The sequence below is a fragment of the Candidatus Poribacteria bacterium genome, assembly GCA_026706025.1.
Lineage (GTDB): Bacteria > Poribacteria > WGA-4E > WGA-4E > WGA-3G > WGA-3G.
Genome location: JAPOZO010000061.1, coordinates 20517 through 37163, shown reverse-complemented (window position 1 = coordinate 37163; position 16647 = coordinate 20517). Strand labels below are relative to the sequence as shown.

The 16647-nt window shown below is 47.4% G+C and carries 11 protein-coding genes and 1 pseudogene; 2 read left to right on the top strand and 10 right to left on the bottom strand.

Features of this window, described 5'->3' with window-relative positions:
- The first annotated feature begins 2 nt into the window (after positions 1-2).
- Positions 3-1529, top strand: a complete 1527-nt coding sequence (locus OXH00_14940) for a hypothetical protein (GenBank protein MCY3742308.1) — start codon at positions 3-5, stop codon at positions 1527-1529.
- Between the two features lie 99 nt (positions 1530-1628).
- Positions 1629-3590 (top strand): alkaline phosphatase family protein, encoded by a 1962-nt coding sequence (locus OXH00_14935; GenBank protein MCY3742307.1) that lies wholly within the window; start codon positions 1629-1631, stop codon positions 3588-3590.
- Positions 3591-3689: 99 nt separating this feature from the next.
- Here the strand turns inward: OXH00_14935 and OXH00_14930 are convergent.
- From OXH00_14930 to topA, 10 genes and pseudogenes are all read right to left on the bottom strand, one after another.
- Positions 3690-4349, bottom strand: a pseudogene (locus OXH00_14930) (glycosyltransferase family 2 protein).
- 4 nt (positions 4350-4353) lie between these two features.
- Complete coding sequence (locus OXH00_14925) at positions 4354-6036, bottom strand: hypothetical protein (GenBank protein ID MCY3742306.1); 1683 nt, start codon at positions 6034-6036, stop codon at positions 4354-4356.
- Positions 6033-6413 carry a hypothetical protein gene (locus OXH00_14920; protein ID MCY3742305.1) on the bottom strand — a complete coding sequence of 127 codons (381 nt, stop codon included), beginning with the start codon at positions 6411-6413 and terminating at the stop codon, positions 6033-6035. The genes OXH00_14925 and OXH00_14920 overlap by 4 nt, the downstream gene beginning before the upstream one ends.
- Positions 6414-6424: 11 nt before the next feature.
- Positions 6425-7213 carry a hypothetical protein gene (locus tag OXH00_14915; protein ID MCY3742304.1) on the bottom strand — a complete coding sequence of 263 codons (789 nt, stop codon included), beginning with the start codon at positions 7211-7213 and terminating at the stop codon, positions 6425-6427.
- Positions 7214-8725: 1512 nt separating this feature from the next.
- Positions 8726-8944: a hypothetical protein gene (locus OXH00_14910; protein MCY3742303.1), complete on the bottom strand. Its 219-nt coding sequence runs from the start codon at positions 8942-8944 to the stop codon at positions 8726-8728.
- A gap of 56 nt (positions 8945-9000) precedes the next feature.
- The gene (locus OXH00_14905; GenBank protein MCY3742302.1) at positions 9001-9600 is read right to left on the bottom strand and encodes a sigma-54 factor interaction domain-containing protein; all 600 of its coding nucleotides are present in this window, start codon (positions 9598-9600) and stop codon (positions 9001-9003) included.
- A gap of 928 nt (positions 9601-10528) precedes the next feature.
- On the bottom strand, positions 10529-12382 hold the full coding sequence (locus OXH00_14900) for a PHP domain-containing protein (protein ID MCY3742301.1): 1854 nt from the start codon (positions 12380-12382) through the stop codon (positions 10529-10531).
- Between the two features lie 49 nt (positions 12383-12431).
- Positions 12432-13292: a permease-like cell division protein FtsX gene (locus tag OXH00_14895; protein ID MCY3742300.1), complete on the bottom strand. Its 861-nt coding sequence runs from the start codon at positions 13290-13292 to the stop codon at positions 12432-12434.
- A gap of 168 nt (positions 13293-13460) precedes the next feature.
- Positions 13461-14108 (bottom strand): ATP-binding cassette domain-containing protein, encoded by a 648-nt coding sequence (locus OXH00_14890; GenBank protein MCY3742299.1) that lies wholly within the window; start codon positions 14106-14108, stop codon positions 13461-13463.
- Positions 14105-16393, bottom strand: coding sequence for a type I DNA topoisomerase (gene topA / locus OXH00_14885; protein ID MCY3742298.1), 2289 nt, complete (start codon positions 16391-16393; stop codon positions 14105-14107). The genes OXH00_14890 and topA overlap by 4 nt, the downstream gene beginning before the upstream one ends.
- Positions 16394-16647: the final 254 nt, after the last annotated feature.

The following is a 16647-nucleotide window of genomic DNA, read 5'->3' as shown; positions in this document are numbered from 1 at the left end:
ACATGATGAACTACCTTCTTCAGCGTATACGGGATGCTGGTGGTAAAGTTGGAATGCGCGTGCGGCGTTCCAATGTCATTTTAACCGACGGTCCTTCTCTGCAATCCCGGATATGCCTCGCGCTCACAATCCTTTCTGTGCTTATTGTAATAGACGTATCAAGGGCAGAATGGTCATCTTCAGCGACACAAAACCTTCCATTATGCACAGCAGAAAATGAACAACGCTTTCCTGTTCTCATTGCTGATGGGCAAGGCGGTGCTATCGTCGCGTGGAGCGATGCAAGACACGCGAATCGCGATATCTTCGCACAGCGCGTCAGTGCAACAGGCGATATGCACTGGAACGAGAACGGGATCCCGATCTGCGATCTACCTTCATCGCAAAGCTGGCCCCTGATTGCCAGCGACACGATGGGCGGCGCGATCCTCGTTTGGGGAGATACGCGGCACGGTAATCAAGATAGTTATGCCCAACGCATCGATGCAAACGGTAATAAACTATGGCACGCCGAGGGTGTTCCTGTTTGTACACATCCAACGTTGCAAGACGATTTGAACGCTATTGCAGATGAAAAAGGCGGCGTTATTGTCGTATGGGAGGATTGGCGAAACGGAAACCAAGATATCTATGCCCAGAGGATTGATAGTACGGGGAAACCCTTATGGGAAGCGAATGGTGTGCCAGTCTATAGTGGCGATGGCGACCAGTATGATCCGGTTCTGATCGCAGATGGAGAGGGCGGTGCTATCTTCGCATGGTGGGACATCAGCACGCCCGATTGGAATATTTTCGCGCAACGCCTGTCTGCTGAAGGGAAACCTCTTTGGAATCCGGTTGATAGTGCAGAAGGCACTCCCATTCCAGTCTGTGTCGCGACAGGTAACCAAGGCGCGCCGGTTGCGGTGAGCGATGAAAAAGGCGGTGTATTCTTCGTTTGGTCAGATTACCGGAACGATCCGAACTTTTATACGAGTGCGCAGTTATATGCTCAGCACATAACTGCCAAAGGAGATGCTTTGTGGGAAAAGGACGGCATCCCTGTCTGCGAACTGCGGGTCAATCAGCAACAACCTGACTGTATCCCCGATGGCAGCGGTGGTTTTATCGTGGCGTGGTGGGATGAACGAGACGTTTTCGCGGATATCTATGCACAACGTATTAACGCAAACGGTAATGCGTTGTGGCACGACGAAAATTCACAGTTCCAAAAGGATGGCACCCCTGTTTGTACCGAGGCAGGCGTTCAACGTCTGCCACAACTCGTTCCTACGGACGAAGCCGGAGCGATTGTCTATTGGCTCGATTATCGAGAAGATTTCGGGGATTCAACCGAGGATGCGATCTACGCACAACGGCTTGATGCTGATGGGAAGCCTCTGTGGGAAATTAACGGTATTCCTGTCTGTAGTGCACCGAAAGCACAAATTACGCCGAAAGCCATCGCTGCAAGTCTTAATGCTGCAATTGTCGTCTGGGGTGATGCCCGCGGTTCAGATGAAGACATCTACATCGAACGCATTCCATAAAAAGAGCAGTCAGTAGCAGAGAAATCTAATGGACTCAGAACCCTCATATTGAAAGTTGACCGTTTCAATGGCTGATAGCCAATACCAAGAGGAAACTTTATGCAAACTAAGCGCACACAACGTGCCCCCGCAAAACGGGCAATCATCGTCGGCATGGATGGGGCAAGTATGGAACTGGTTAAGAATATGATTGACTGGGGACATGCCCCGAACATGGCGAAGCTGCTCCAGACAGGAGTTTACCGTCCCATGATCGGCGTATTCCCGACATTGACACCCCCCGGATGGACAGCACTCTCGACAGGTTCATGGCCCGGTACACATCAGGTGATGGACTTTAATATTCGGGCCGTCGGGAAACAACTTGACGAAACAGTGTGGGGTATCAACACTGGGTTGTGCCAATCCGAATACTTATGGAATCTCGTAGAACGTGCGGGCGGAAAACCGATTTTAGTGAAATGGGAAATGTCTTGGCCCCCTACTGTTAAAACTGGTATCCAAGTGGAAGGAACAGGCCCTGGCGTCTCCAACCATCATCAGATTGCAGGGTATCATCTCTTTGTGGCAGGAAAATGGGCACCGCGTCCTATTGGCGGACAGCGCGACCCAGAGACACTCGATCCGAGTGCATTACAGAAAGTTCGACATATTGATCCTGTTACTATTGACCCCGTTGATAATGAAGAATGGAGTGCCTTGCCGGATTCTGCTGAACCGGTGCAAGCAGTCGAACTCACTATCCGACCTTTGGCGCGCGGTAGAGAAGATGTGATGCCATCGGTCTATTCCCAAGGCGAAGCATCTGACGAAACACGGGTTCCAAAACCGTTTTATGGGCTGATTTACGCTTCTGGTAATGACGGTTATGATCGGATACGAATCTGCCGAAGTCGTTCTGGGGACGATGCTGTTGCCGATCTCGGTGTCGGCGAATGGAGCGACTGGTGGTTAGATAGTTTTGAAATTGACGGTAACAAGGCAGAGGGTTACGTCCGAATGAAACTTGTGACGCTCACATCGACAGCTGATGCTTTTGAACTCTTTGTGCCACAAATCTGGCCGAGAGTCGGATATACCGTCCCCGATACAGTCGCCACCACGATTGATACGGAAATCGGTTCGTTCCTGCAAAACCCGGCTCGCGACGCACTCGGCCAAATGGACGACGACACCTATTTTGAAGTCTTGGATTACCACCACCAACGTCTTGCGGATGTCGCGACGCATCTCGCAGCAAACAACGATTGGGATGTCCTGATGGTGGAGAGCCACGCGCCGGACTACGCCAGCCATTTCTTCCTCAGTCAAGCGGATGAAATTAGCGGCGCACCACCGGAAACAATCCATCGGTGCCGTGAGGGGTTACGACGCACTTATGAATCTGTTGATCGGATGATTGGACGTGTCGTAGAATGTGCCGATGACGATACAGTTGTCCTCGTCTGTGCCGACCACGGCGGGACCCCGAACCAATTCCGTGCCGTGGATATTGAATCGGTCTTGGAAGAGACAGGGTTTATTGTCAAAGATACAAACGGTGAGATAGATTGGACAAAAACACGGGCTGTCAACGTCGGTTTGGTGCATATCTTCATCAACTTAGCCGGACGTGAACCCGGTGGCATCGTCGCTCCCGAGGCCTATGAAGCAACACAACGCGAACTTATCGCAGCATTGCATACTTACAAAGATGAGAAAACCGGACGGCATCCGTTCACTTTAGCCGTCACGCGTGCAGATGCTGAGATGTTTAACCTACAGGGAGAATTAGTCGGTGATGTGGTCTATGCGCTGCGTCCTGAATTTGATGGCGCGCACGGTAAGCAGTTGCCTTCAGTGAGTTTCGGTATCGGCGGACAGCACTCTACATTTATTTTATCGGGGGCTGGGGTTCGGCAAGGCATTGCATTGGAGCGGCAGGTTCGCGTCGTAGATGTCGCACCGACGCTCTGCTATCTGCTTGGAATTCCGATGCCTGATAAGGTAGAGGGTGGTGTCGTTTACGAGGCGTTAGAAGATCCGAATTGGCATCTGACAGCACTCACAGATTTAGAGTAGTCTTGACTTACGCATTCTACCTTAAAGTCCCCATGATAAGGGGATTTAGGGGTTTATTTGCGTAAATGCTGATTAAATCTTGTCGGATATTTTATACTTCAGCATAAAACGGAGGTGGCGCACTGCATCCCTTACAGCGTTGAGTTTTGACTCACCAGCACGTGGATAGTAGGTGATAGGAATTTCAAGGATGTTCAGATTCACGGCTAATGCCTTAACAACCATTTCAGACGCGAATTCCATACCTGTTGTTTTCAATACCATGCGTTTGTATGCCTCCGCAGTGAATGACCGCATCCCGCAGTGCGAATCGGAGATGGCGGTGCCGAAAAGCCAACGCAGAATGCCGGATAGGATAGGGTTACCGATATAACGACGCGCCCAAGGCATTGCTCCCGGCATGATATCGCCTTTGAACCGATTTCCTATGACCAAATCATACCCTTCGCGTAAAGGCGTAATGAACCGTTTCAGGTCTGTGAAGTCGTAAGTATCGTCGGAGTCCCCCATGACGATAAACTGACCCCGTGCCGCAGCAAAGCCGGCCTGATAGGCGGCACCATAGCCGCGGATGGGTTGATGCACGACGTGGGCCCCGAGGTGTTCCGCAATTCCAATAGAATCGTCAGTGGAACCGTTATCCGCAACAACTACCTCACCTGAAACTCCGAGAGCCTCCAAGGTTCGTTGTGCTTTTCTAATGCACGCACCGAGTGTTTCCTGTTCGTTGAGACACGGCATGACAACGGAGACTTCTATTGGTTCATTTTTCATCGCTCGCCTCCGGTTCGGTTGCGAGATATTTGTCATCTGTCTTGATATCGGGTGGATAGTGGATCGCCCAGACTTTGACGTTTGCGGCAGCAAAGTTTTTTTCGGGAAAGAGTGGTACGAACGCACTGCTCAGGTCCCCGTTTAGAAACGTCTTTTTTGGGTCTTTTCGGCTCAGCAAGAGATGTGTGACGTTGTGGGTTCTTAGGAAGGTTAAGACCTCACGTTCAGATTTGGCAAAGTGGACATGCTGGTTATAGAGATGAATCCAGTGTGGTAGATAATGATCTTGATCGGTAATAGTTTTGACCCCTGCGATGACATTGAGTTGACTACCATAATCCCAGTGAGAAGCAACGACGACGTTGTATGGATCCTCAACTTGTTTGAGGAGGAATATCTTCATCCATAGAAATGCAGCGTTGACCTGGCTGTACCCAGGGATTGCGTTGCGCATCTTTGTGGCAGCATGAAGTGAGCGGTGTGCGTGTCCACCAATAGGCGACCAGAACAAAAGGAGAACAAGCATAACGGAGGCAAAGCCTGTTTTTAGGTGGGCATGTTGAAAAACCTTCCGAAATTTATCCGTTGTGTAACCAGAATTCCTTAGTTTGTGACTCAATATGTTTGATAGGAAATGCAGGAACGATGCCGTAAAGAACACAAGAGGCACGCCAATAAAGAAGTCATGGCGTTTACCGCCGCGTGAAAGCCCCACCCACAAGAGAAACCATGCAAGCAGAACGAGCGTTACAAACTCATTTCTCACAGCCTCTTTTCGCAAACACCCGATACCGAGAGATAAGACTGTTAAGCCCAATAAAATAAAAAAGAGCATGTTGCATCTGTCTTCGCCTATCCATCCGTTTATCTGAGTGCGAAAGAAAGTTGTGAGAGTGAAGAAAAAAAGTGAGAGAGCGAGAGGAAGTCCTTTCCATTTCCAGAGGCGGATACTGATAGTTATCAATCCAATGCTTCCGAAAACAAACACTGATCCGTATTGATCCTTCCAATATCCAAAATCCGGATCAGCTAACTCCCCAATAGACTGCATTAACGCGCTTTCGTGAAACGTGAAGGCAGTTGTCTGAAAGGTGTCGGCTTGAAGAAAAATGTAGCAGAGTCCGCTTGCAATAGCAAGCAGCGTTAAACCCCATGCTAGTTTTCGGGCATGGGGTCTTAGGTGTCGCGAGAAACGAAAGAGCAGATATCTCAGCCCACGTATCGCGAAAATCACAAGGGGTGGGAGAAGCATCAATGCTGTTATATGCGTTGAAAACCCGTACCCGCTCCGATAGGCCGGACTTATTAGATAAAGCCACGGGGCGAACATGAGTATCCAGAGAAGGTACTCTTTTAGGTGTTGTTCTTTGTCTGTAGTACAGAACCTCCAGAGTTCTGCTGTGAGTATTATTAGGGGGAAGAAACCAAAACCTTCCCAACTCATGCCTCCGAGGAAAACAATGAATCCTGCCAATGTAGTTGCGAGGTACCTATGCCATCCGGGTTCCATCTGTTCTTTCCACAAGTAACTTGTGACAGCAAGCGTCCCTATCATCCAACACCATGCATCCCTATCGCCAAATCCAGCAGCACTACGCTCTATGCTGCCGGGTAGCGTTGCCAGAAGTATGCCGACAACGGATGCGAAGAGGGTTCCATAGACCCTTTTCAAGAAGATAAACAGGAACCCAAGCCCCAGTGTAAAGCTGACAGGGGGCGCGTAGATTTGGATGTAGTAAGGCGTGAGTTTGGGAACCCCCCCCCGACCAATCTGTGTATGTAAGCAATAGCGTAGGAATAAAGGGAGAGAAGTTGTTGGTTGTCTCTGCCGAAGGGTAGCCAGCGATGCATATCCTTTGGCGGGAGTACCCTTCGCTTGAGGATTTCTGAAACCTGCGATGCATAGAGAAAGGCATCGTTTTCGGTGAACTGTCCTGGCGGAATGTTTTCTACGCCTTGGATGCGGATCCAGAAGGTGAGGAACAAAATACAGCCTAAAACCAGGTACGTGCCGATGGATTTCCAAAGTCTTTTAAATTGCAGAGCCATCTCACAATCCCCTATTCAACGATGACCTCAGCACCTGTCATCTCTCGCAAGATATCTGCTGCTTCTTCTGGTGTCATGTTTCCACTGCGTATTTCCTCTTCAATTATCGGCTTTACGGCATGGATAATCGAAATTAGGCTAAAATCCGATCTGAGTTTGTCTAGCGATTCACGGATGTGAGCTGTCTGCTCGGCATTTTGATTAAACAAATCAATTCCGAGTTCCGCGAATTCGGTAATATTCTTTTCGGGTGACAAATCAAGGAATGCTTGTGCATCTCCCTTACCGTTTAAATCATTTAATGCTTCAGAGATAGCATAAGCTTTTTCCCATAGGGTAAGGAACCGCGGGATTCTTTCGTCATCTTTGAAGTGCGCGATAAGAGCTTCTTCAAGTTGGGTGTACATCTCGTCTAAATCCGTAAACTCAAAAGAAAACGCTTGCTCGATAATCTGGTGAATCTCCTCCAGAGACAGAGACCTTTCTTCTATAGTTTCGTATTGGATTTTGGCTTCAGATTCTGGTGTAGATCCGTTGATTCCCACATTTGGAGGGACTGCCTGCTCCGTTTCATTGCTGTTGGGAATACCAGTGTCTGTGGCTTGCGATGTTTCTTTTGAAGGTAAAGGCATTGGCGTTTTATTTTTTTCAGCGACATTTTCTTTACCGACGTGCTGCGTTGAAATCTCCGGCAAATTTTCAATAAATTTCCGCGTGTCATATTGAAGGTAGAAAAACCAACTCGCGCAGCAGAGCACACAGAAAATGCCTACAATTATCAAAGTGCGCATAGTGAACATGTGTTGTGTTACTCCTTCTGTTTGTACCTCAGAGTGATGTCTGGGATACAGGGGGATATAACATCGTTTTTGGAGGGTACTGCTCAAATAACAATATTGCCAAAAAATGATGCGGATAAACCTACTACAGGCATAGGTTCTCAACCCCAAAGGTTAGACTCCATCATTAGCTAGGCGATACCCTCCTTAAGTTTATCCTTATGCCATCTGAGGACGTGGCACCGGCGGCTTAGGCGGCAACAAATCCCTGGGATCCGTCGGCAGGTTCGGGTCTATTGGACGTGGCTCAAGATGAGGGGGTGTCGGAGGAATAAATAGATCCTCGCCCGGGGGCTTCGGTGCTGGCTTTGGTACCGGCTCCGGTGGATCAGGGTCCTCTGGCGGAGTACTATTACAACCGCTACTATTGTTACCACTAGAATTGCCAGGAATAGGTAGATGAGGAACAACCTCTGCAACATGTTCCGGCGGAATTTCATATATGACTGTACCATCTGGCTTAACTATTATCCTAACTGGTTCCCCCTCGTGAGCATAGCCGAGTAAGAAAAATGCAAAAAACAAAAGAAGTGGACAGATAATGGTCATAGAACGTTTGGTGGGTTTGAAACAGCAAGTTAATGTGTGTCTCAATTTATTTCTCCTTTCCGATTTCCTCGAAAGAAAAATCGGAGTGAATAGAAGAGAAAACACACTTTCGCGTCTTCTCTTTGATTATTCATAGGAGACACGGTTTATGATAACGCGTCTCCTGTATTCTTGTCAACTATAATCACACTCGCGGCAGAACCATTTAGTTTTAAATATTCACTTTATCTGTGTGAATATAATTCCCCTGTAGGAGCGAGCTGTGCTCGCGATATTGCGAAAAAACGTTAGCATCTATAAACGAAAATCGAAATCGGGACCGAAAACTAAATAGTCCTGCACTCGCGGTATGTAAAGTTTTCGTCCGATAGCGACGATTTCCGAGCGTGAGGAAAACCACCTTTAACAAAATATTTACACACCCTTAACTAACTCATCTTTGGTTGCACCATTGGTGCATTCAAGTGCTTCAGTCGAGCTCACGTTTTTTATAATAGCAAGTATCATGCCAATATGAGAAACCGCACTGTGACAGGATCTCACCACTTTTCCACTGGAAAGAATCTGTCCAGTTGATACACCAAGCGCGTCATTCTAGATGGAATACTGAGCATCATAAGACCCAGTTTCCTGAGAAAAATGAAGGGATGTCATGGGTCAAGCAAACATTTCCGCTGTAGGCGCGCTTACACAAAAGTTTCTAATGTCCTATGCCTCTTGCTCATAGGTGTGTAACTTGGCGCGCAAAGTGGTTCGGCTAATCCCCAAAACTGCTGCCGTTTTTGACCTATTTCCATTCTCTCGTGCCAAAGTCGTCAAAATCGCTGATTTCTCTATCTCCTTAAGGGTTGTACTGATCGGAAAGGGCAGCACGAGAAATTCTGGAGCGTTAGGGTTTGTTGAGACTGGGGTATCCGCCAACGACTATGGGTGGATTTGAGGCATCCGTAAATCTGGCGGTAGGTGGTGCGGTAAGATGTCACCGCCTTCCGCTAAAACTACCGCGCGACCGATGATGCCTTCCAATTCCCGGATATTGCCGGGCCAACTGTAGGCATCAAATAACGAGAGGACTTCTGGATTTATGTCGACTACTTTTTGATCGGAAAGGTCGGTTTCCTTTGTCAAAAAATGTTTTGCCAACAGGGGAATGTCTTCCCGCCGCTCCCGTAACGCCGGCAGCTCGATATGAAGGGATTTTAATCGCTCATAGAGATCTCGGCGAAACCTATCTGCTTCAACCGCTTGTATAAGGTCGATATTCGTCGCTGCAAGAACGCGTACTGCCACTGGAATCTGTTTTGCCCTCCCACGCGACGAATCTCGTTTTCCTGAAGGACCCGCAACAGTTTCGATTGTAGGGACATCGGAAGTTCCCCGATTTCGTCGAGAAACAGAGTGCCCCCCGATGCGGTTTCAAACAGTCCAATGTGTTGATTATCTGCACCGGTAAACGCGCCCTTCTCATGTCCAAAGAGTTCGCTTTCTATCAGGTTCTTCGCAATTCCCGCACAGTTCACGATGACTATGGGGTGCATTGCATAAAGGCTCTCTGCGTGCAAAGCACGCGCGACCAGTTCTTTACCTATTCCAGTCTTGCCAGAAATAAGCACGACTTTAGAAGATTTTGCAAACATGTCAATACTTTTCAGCACTTCAAGATGCCTTGGACTCTCACCGATAAGGTCCTTGTAATTCCCATGCAACTTTTCTCTTGATAACAGCATTTCGGACGGTGCCACCTCTTCTGCCCATGGGGCGGTTGCGTAAGTCTTGAAGGTATCCCATTTATCTAACATTTCTTTTAAATCCGTAACTCAAAACTGAATGACGCTATTATCTAATACCTTCTCTATAATAGACATTGTAATCATCTTTACAATGCGGCTAATCTCCAATAAATTGTCTTAGGACTTACGCATTTCCTCTTAAAGTCCCTCTACCCCGCTGATAAAGGGATAAAAGTCAAAATCTATTATCTTGTACTAAGTTTGCGTAAGCCCTATTGTCTTTCATGTAATGCAAAACAAAAATAGAGGCTTCATATTACTGTAACGCGTATGTCAGGACGAAAGGTTGCATAAAATAGATATTAGACATGATAATAGGTAAATTGTGTGTTTTTGTTGACTGATTTTTGGTCATCCAACAAACACATTTTTTTTATAGTAGAGCCCGTAATTATTTGCACACATGGGAACCGTAGAGGTTGGGTTACCCAATCCCTACGAGCGACAAGTGTAAACTTATTTTCGGATTTTACTATAAAGGGTAAAAATGCGGACAACTCGCAAATGACATCGTTAAAGCGATTTGGCACGGCATTGAGTGTGAAAATAGTACCAGGGTGTTGCTGTGTGCATGGTAGAATGGAAAGCGAAACAGTTTCTAATCGCCTGCCAAATGTCATTTGAGTGTTGCTGTGGGCACGGTAGGATTGAAAGGCAGTAAAATAGAAACACCCTCTGAGCAACCATGCGGTGTAGGGTGCTGAGAGAGTTTATTGATTTGCATGGAACGGGAAATATTTGTGTAAATTGCCCGGTATTTCATAGAAAGACGCACCGGAAACGGCATGAAGATATTTAACGTTTGTTGAAGGAGGGGGAATACTTGGTCATTTCATAAGAGACAACGATCTGCCACCATGCAAGCAGCATGACATAACCATCACTTGGCTTGATATTCATTAAAAGGACACTATTCAAGTTCTCAGAAAGCCGCGATTCACTCTAAACGCTCGCCGATGCCACATTTCTCGCGTAACGCTTCAAGCGTATAGGTATTGATGACTTCGGCTTTTGTGAGCCATCCGCGACGGGCGACATTCAAGCCGGATCGTCGGTGTGTTAGTTGTCGAATAGCATGTGCATCGGTATTGACTGCTAACAAAACGCCCGCGTCTTTTGCCATCCGTACAAACCGAGGGTCCAAATCCAATCGACTCGGTGATCCGTTAATCTCCAAAACCGTGTTATTTTCTGCAGCGGCTGCAATGACTTCCTCAAGATTCAGCGGATAGCCAGGTCTGTACCCGAGCATCCGGCCTGTGGGATGTCCGATGATATTGACAAACGGGTGCTCAATTGCGCGGACGATGCGTTTTGTCATTTCTGCTTCGGTGAGGTTGAAATGACTATGGACGCTTGCGACAACAATATCAAGTTGCGCTAAAATCTCATCCGGAAAATCCAGAGTGCCGGACCGCCGAATATCTACTTCAGAACCCGCAAGGACTGTGATACCCTCGACCTCCGCATCTAATTCACGGACTTGCTTCACTTGTTCAAGGAGTCGTTTCTGATCCAAACCGTTTGCGACAGTGGAAGAGACCGAATGGTCGGTAATCGCAAAGTATTCAAGACCTTCCGCTTTCGCTGCCGCCACTATCTCCTGAAGTGTATTCCGTCCGTCACTTGAGTCAGTATGTGCATGTAAGTCGCCTCGCAAGTCGGCAAATTCAACGAGATCCGGTAAGGTATTGTCTTTAGCCGCTGCGACTGAGGTGCTATCTTGTCGAAGCTCAGGTGGAATATAGGAGAGTCCGAGTTCTTCGTAAATTTCTGATTCTGTGATACCGTGTTTAGCCGTTTGTGGGGCAGGACAATCAGGGAGTGCGTCAAAGTGGGCATCTGCTGATGTCGTTAAAAATAGGGTTAGTTCGTACGTGGCAGCGGTGCAGAGATAGATAGAGACTGGAAAATCTTGGTCAATGTAGAATTGAATTACGGGGAGTGTATCGCGGACATCATCTGTCGGTTCGTTTTGACTTTTTTCCGTGAGAGATGCCCTGTTGCTGTCATACACGTGCTGGGTTTGATCATCTGTTTTGAAAATGATTTGCGTTTGCGAGAAGGGTTCAAGAAAGGCTTGCAGCGGCGCGGGGACAACACCATTTTCAAATCGAAATGCCGTTTCGTCTTGACACTCAACAATTAATTCTATACCTCGACAGATCTCTTCGGACCGCCGTAGATGTCCTGTGAATTCGGGTTTCCGTTTTGTCCATCCATCGCTTGTTAATTGTGCTAAGTTCTCGGAGATCCGCTGTGCGATTGGCAAAACATCCCGCAATGGACGTGCTTTTTGTAGCTGCGTGCGAAACTCCAAACTCTCGGATATCATCTGAAGGGTCTTCTTCCCGATCCCCTTCATACCTCTCATCTTTCCGCTCTCCAGCAACACTCGGAGGTCCTCAAGGTTCCGTACACCGAGTTCCTGATAGAATCTACCGACAGTCTTGACACCGACACCTCGGAGTTCAAGCACTTCAAGTATCCCCGTCCCCATTTCCGCTGTGAGGTCGTCATAGTATTTGCAACGTCCGGTTTCCAGCATCTCAACCGTTTTGTCTTGGATAGCTTTCCCGATGCCGGGTGTTGCTCGGAGTTGTTCAACTGCTTTCTTATTGTAATCGGATGCATCTGGCTCGGAGGATTCGGAGGTTTCCAGTTCAGAGGGAAAGTCTGCAATTATATCAGCTGCGCGCGCATAAATTCTCGCGCGAAATGCATCGTCCCCTCGGATTTGGAGGAGGGATCCGATAGCGCGGAACACATCACTAATCTCACGATTTGTCATATTTAACGATCTCCATTCGCAGTAATGATCGGGGCCCGTCAGGTAGGACCTACGACGCGAATTTCCGATATGTAGCAAAACCGACGATGAGTCCGATTAGCATCTCAGCCACAATAACCGAAATAATTTGATAAATAGTAAGGAAGTGAAGACCTCCTAATTGAGATCTGAAGATATGCAGCACGCCGTAGAAGCAGCCAAGTCCAGACAAAGCACCAAGTCCACCGAGGAAGAGCCCATGAACAATGAAAGGCGCGAGAAGATAGCGTCGAAACATACCGAGAAGTTTCATGAGGTGAAACTCATCGGTGCGGGCAATTGCTGTTTTCTTGATAACCGAACCGATAATGAACCAGACGACAACGAGTGTCACACCGATGGCGACGAGAGTTGTCCGTTCTGAGTCGCGCAGCCGATCTCTCAGTTGTCCGTGTCCGGTTAGCAAGATGTCCTCAATTTCGTCGTGTGCTTTAATCTCTAACGCAATGTGCTCTAACGTTTTACGGGTTATTAATTCTTCGTCCACATAGACGTTGAGGGATGCTGGGAATGGGTTTACACCGCGAGTTTCTGAAAACGCCTCCTTAATCAGGACACCCAAATCCTGGAACTCGGTCTCGCCGTTTGCGAGTTTCTCAGCCTTTGAAGCATAATTTACCGCGAGGATCTGTCCATTCTTTTCTAAGCGACTAACCAATGTGCGTCCCATTGACTCGTCCACGGTGTCTTTTAGGAACGCGACGAGGGTAGGGGCATGCATTTTAAATTCAGACTGTCGCAAAATGAAAAAGTGGTTTAATAGCAAGGTGGCGAGTAAGGTCGTGATGAATCCGATGCCCACAATACCTATCAGACTGGAAGTGCCAGCACGTGCAATATGAGATATGGCATTTTTAAGATGATAGCGCATTTTCAGTTTTCAGTTTCAGTTTTCAGTTTTCAGTTTTGGCTTTTGAGGCACAAACATGCTCTTTCAAACCTTTACTTTTTCAAGCGTCAACGGTTAAAAAAATATTGAACAAGCAGAATCCTCTTGTAACTGATGACCTATAACTGGTAACTGATAACTCCTCCTATCTCAATGGATACCGCCATCTCGCAATTCAATAATACGCTTATTACATTTCTCAGCGAGTTTTCGGTCTGAGGTTGCTACAAAGATAGTCATACCTTGAAAATTAAGGGCATCGAGAAGTGCCATAATCTCAAGCGAAAGTCGCGCATCTAAGCCTTCTGTAGGCGCATCAGCAAGCAGCAATACTGGATTGTTGATAACCGCTCTGGCTATAGCTAATCGTCGCCGTTCGTTGCTGGATATCTCAGTGGGTAGGGCATGTCGGTGATGGCTCAAACCTATTTGATGCAGAAGTTTGTTGACGTTCTCTTTCGCTACCCGTGGTGCCATGCCTACCAGTCTCTGTGGCAGGGCAAGATTCTCCTGGATCGTCTTATCCACCAAGAATTTGAAATCTTGAAAGACAAGTCCTATTTTCTGTCGAAAGTAAGGAAGACTCACCTTGTCCAAGGTAGCAAGTTTTTGTCCAATCACACTCAGGTCCCCTGCCACGGGTATCAAATCGGCGTATAGTAACCGTAAGAGCGTTGTCTTCCCAGAACCGCTGGGGCCTACAAGAAATACGAACTCGCCGCGCTCCACGCGAAAGCTGACTTTTTCAAGCACGCTAAGTTCATCATAACTGAAGCTGACTTGGTGGACCTGTATCATTTATTTTTTGTATAATCACAATCCGGTTTGCGACAACTCAGTGACACGGTTACAGTCTCACTGCCTCTCGGCTTTCTGGTTTTTTCAACGAGAAATGGGGCATTACATTTTGGACAAGTTTCAGGCACAGGTTTATCCCATGTAGAAAATTCACACTTCGGATAGTTGCTGCATCCGTAAAAGACTTTCCCACGTCGGCTGCGACGCTCACCGAGGTAGCCGCCACAATCCAGTTCAGGACAGTCAATACCCATTGGAATCGGCTTGGCATTTTTGCATTTCGGATATGCACTACACGACAAAAACTTACTTCCGGCACGGCTTACCCTGATAATCATCAGTTCACCGCACTTGTCACAGGGTATCTCTGTCGGTTCTGGTTCTGGAGCAGGCGTATCGTCTGTACTTAAGGGTTTAATACTCTTACAGTCTGGATAGTTCGCGCATCCGAGAAATCGTCCATATCTCCCCCATTTGACGATCATGTTTCCGCCACATTTTTCACACTTCTCGTCGGACACCTGTTCCATCGCTTTTCGGGCTGCATACATCTTATCGGGGGCTTCTTTGAGAGCAATTTGGAACGGTGGATAGAACTGTCCTAAGGTCTGCACCCACGCAACTTTACCATCAGCGATGCTATCAAGCTGCTCCTCCATCTTTGCTGTGAATTCAACATCAACGATATTGGGAAATCCATGAATTAGGAGATGGTTGACGAGTCTACCCACATCAGTAGGTGAGAGCCGCCCGCGCTCTTTGTTCACATACCCACGATCCTGAATTGTGGAAAGAATAGAGGCATAGGTACTGGGCCGCCCAATCTCTTGCGCCTCCAGCATTTTGACGAGGGTCGCTTCGTTGTAGCGTGGTGGTGGCTGCGTAAAATGCTGCTTCGGTTGTAATTTGCGAAGATTAAGCGTGTCTCCCTCTTTAAGAACGGGCAAATTGACATTCTCTTCACTTGAGTCGTTTTCATTAATAGCGGTATCATCTTTACCTTCCATGTAGATACGCCGGAATCCATCAAATTTGATAACTGAACCGGTGGCTCGGAAAAGATAGGTACCCGCTTTTACATCAATCGTTGTCGCATCAAAGATCGCGGGATTCATTTGGCTCGCGATGAACCGCATCCAGATAAGCTCATAGAGGCGATATTGATCACTGTTCAAATGCGGCTTCAATTCTGCTGGGAGGCGTAAGGGGACAGTCGGACGGATTGCTTCATGCGCGTCTTGTGCTCCCTTTTTGCCACGATAATTAACGGCTCGCCCCGGCAGGTATTCTGCGCCATACGTCGTCTTGATGTAGTCTCGCGCTGCGTGAAGTGCCTCTTGGGCAACACGGGTTGAATCGGTTCGCATGTAAGTGATAAGCCCGATTGAACCTTCGTTGCCGATATCCAACCCTTCATAGAGTTGTTGTGCAACAAGCATCGTCTTTTTGGCAGTAAACCGGAGTTTTCGAGACGCTTCCTGTTGTAAGGTGCTTGTGATAAACGGAGGGACAGGTCGCTGCTTTCGCTCCCGTTTTTGGACCTTTTCGACGATATATTCGTGCGTCTTTGCGTCTGCAGCGAGTTCTTTTGCCCGCGCCTCGTCTATACGGAATCCATAATTATTAATCTCACCTTTCTTGCTGCCAATTTTATGTAACTTGGCGAGGAACGGGTGTTCAAGTGCAACGGGTGTAAGGGTAGCGGTGAGTGTCCAGTATTCTTCGGGTTTAAACGCCTCAATCTCTTCTTCCCGTTCACAGATAAGCCGGACTGCAACGGACTGGACTCGCCCCGCGCTTAGCTCAGGTTTGACGCTACTCCACAAAATAGGACTAATTTTATATCCGATGAGTCGGTCCAAAACGCGTCGCGCCTGTTGTGCATCTACAAGTGCCATATTGATTTCACCCGGTGCTTCGATGGCATCTAAAATAGCACTTTTGGTGACTTCATTGTAGGTGATCCGATAGATAGGTTTCTTTGCCTTCTTGAGTTCTTCAGCAAGGTGCCAACAGATAGCTTCACCTTCTCGGTCGGGATCCGCAGCAAGATAGATGTTGTCAACTTTACGGGCTTCGGTCTGCAGAGATTTTACAACCTTGCCTTTCCCGCGAATCAGGACATATTTCGGCGTAAAAGCGTTTTCAATATCAACCCCGAGTTCTCCCTTCGGCAGATCTCGGATATGCCCGACGGAGGATTCGACAATGTAATCCTTACCTAAAATCTTTTTGATAGTTTTCGCTTTCGCCGGCGATTCAACAACGACGAGTGACTTCGGCATGTTTTATTCCTATATTTGGATTGATAATTGCCCCGATGAAATGGATATCGGTTTTCGATTTAGTATCAGCAGTTTTGCGAAGGAAGATAAAAAATGTGGAACTGGCTACACTGATGCGAATCCTTTTAACAGTGCGCAATTATGCAATAACTACACATTTTTATTAACGACTAATGTTGATAAAGGTTTCATACCTAACTTGTGACCCTGTCTATGTTGGGTAAACCCGAATTTAATTTTGGAGACTCGGAAAA

Excerpts from the sequence above, each read along its gene's own strand:
- OXH00_14940 (MCY3742308.1), top strand. The coding sequence starts at position 3 with ATGATGAACTACCTTCTTCAGCGTATACGGGATGCTGGTGGTAAAGTT.
- topA (MCY3742298.1), bottom strand. The coding sequence starts at position 16,393 with ATGCCGAAGTCACTCGTCGTTGTTGAATCGCCGGCGAAAGCGAAAACT.
- OXH00_14935 (MCY3742307.1), top strand. The coding sequence starts at position 1,629 with ATGCAAACTAAGCGCACACAACGTGCCCCCGCAAAACGGGCAATCATC.
- OXH00_14915 (MCY3742304.1), bottom strand. The coding sequence starts at position 7,213 with ATGTTCACTATGCGCACTTTGATAATTGTAGGCATTTTCTGTGTGCTC.
- OXH00_14900 (MCY3742301.1), bottom strand. The coding sequence starts at position 12,382 with ATGACAAATCGTGAGATTAGTGATGTGTTCCGCGCTATCGGATCCCTC.
- OXH00_14905 (MCY3742302.1), bottom strand. The coding sequence starts at position 9,600 with ATGTTAGATAAATGGGATACCTTCAAGACTTACGCAACCGCCCCATGG.
- OXH00_14890 (MCY3742299.1), bottom strand. The coding sequence starts at position 14,108 with ATGATACAGGTCCACCAAGTCAGCTTCAGTTATGATGAACTTAGCGTG.
- OXH00_14895 (MCY3742300.1), bottom strand. The coding sequence starts at position 13,292 with ATGCGCTATCATCTTAAAAATGCCATATCTCATATTGCACGTGCTGGC.
- OXH00_14920 (MCY3742305.1), bottom strand. The coding sequence starts at position 6,413 with ATGGCTCTGCAATTTAAAAGACTTTGGAAATCCATCGGCACGTACCTG.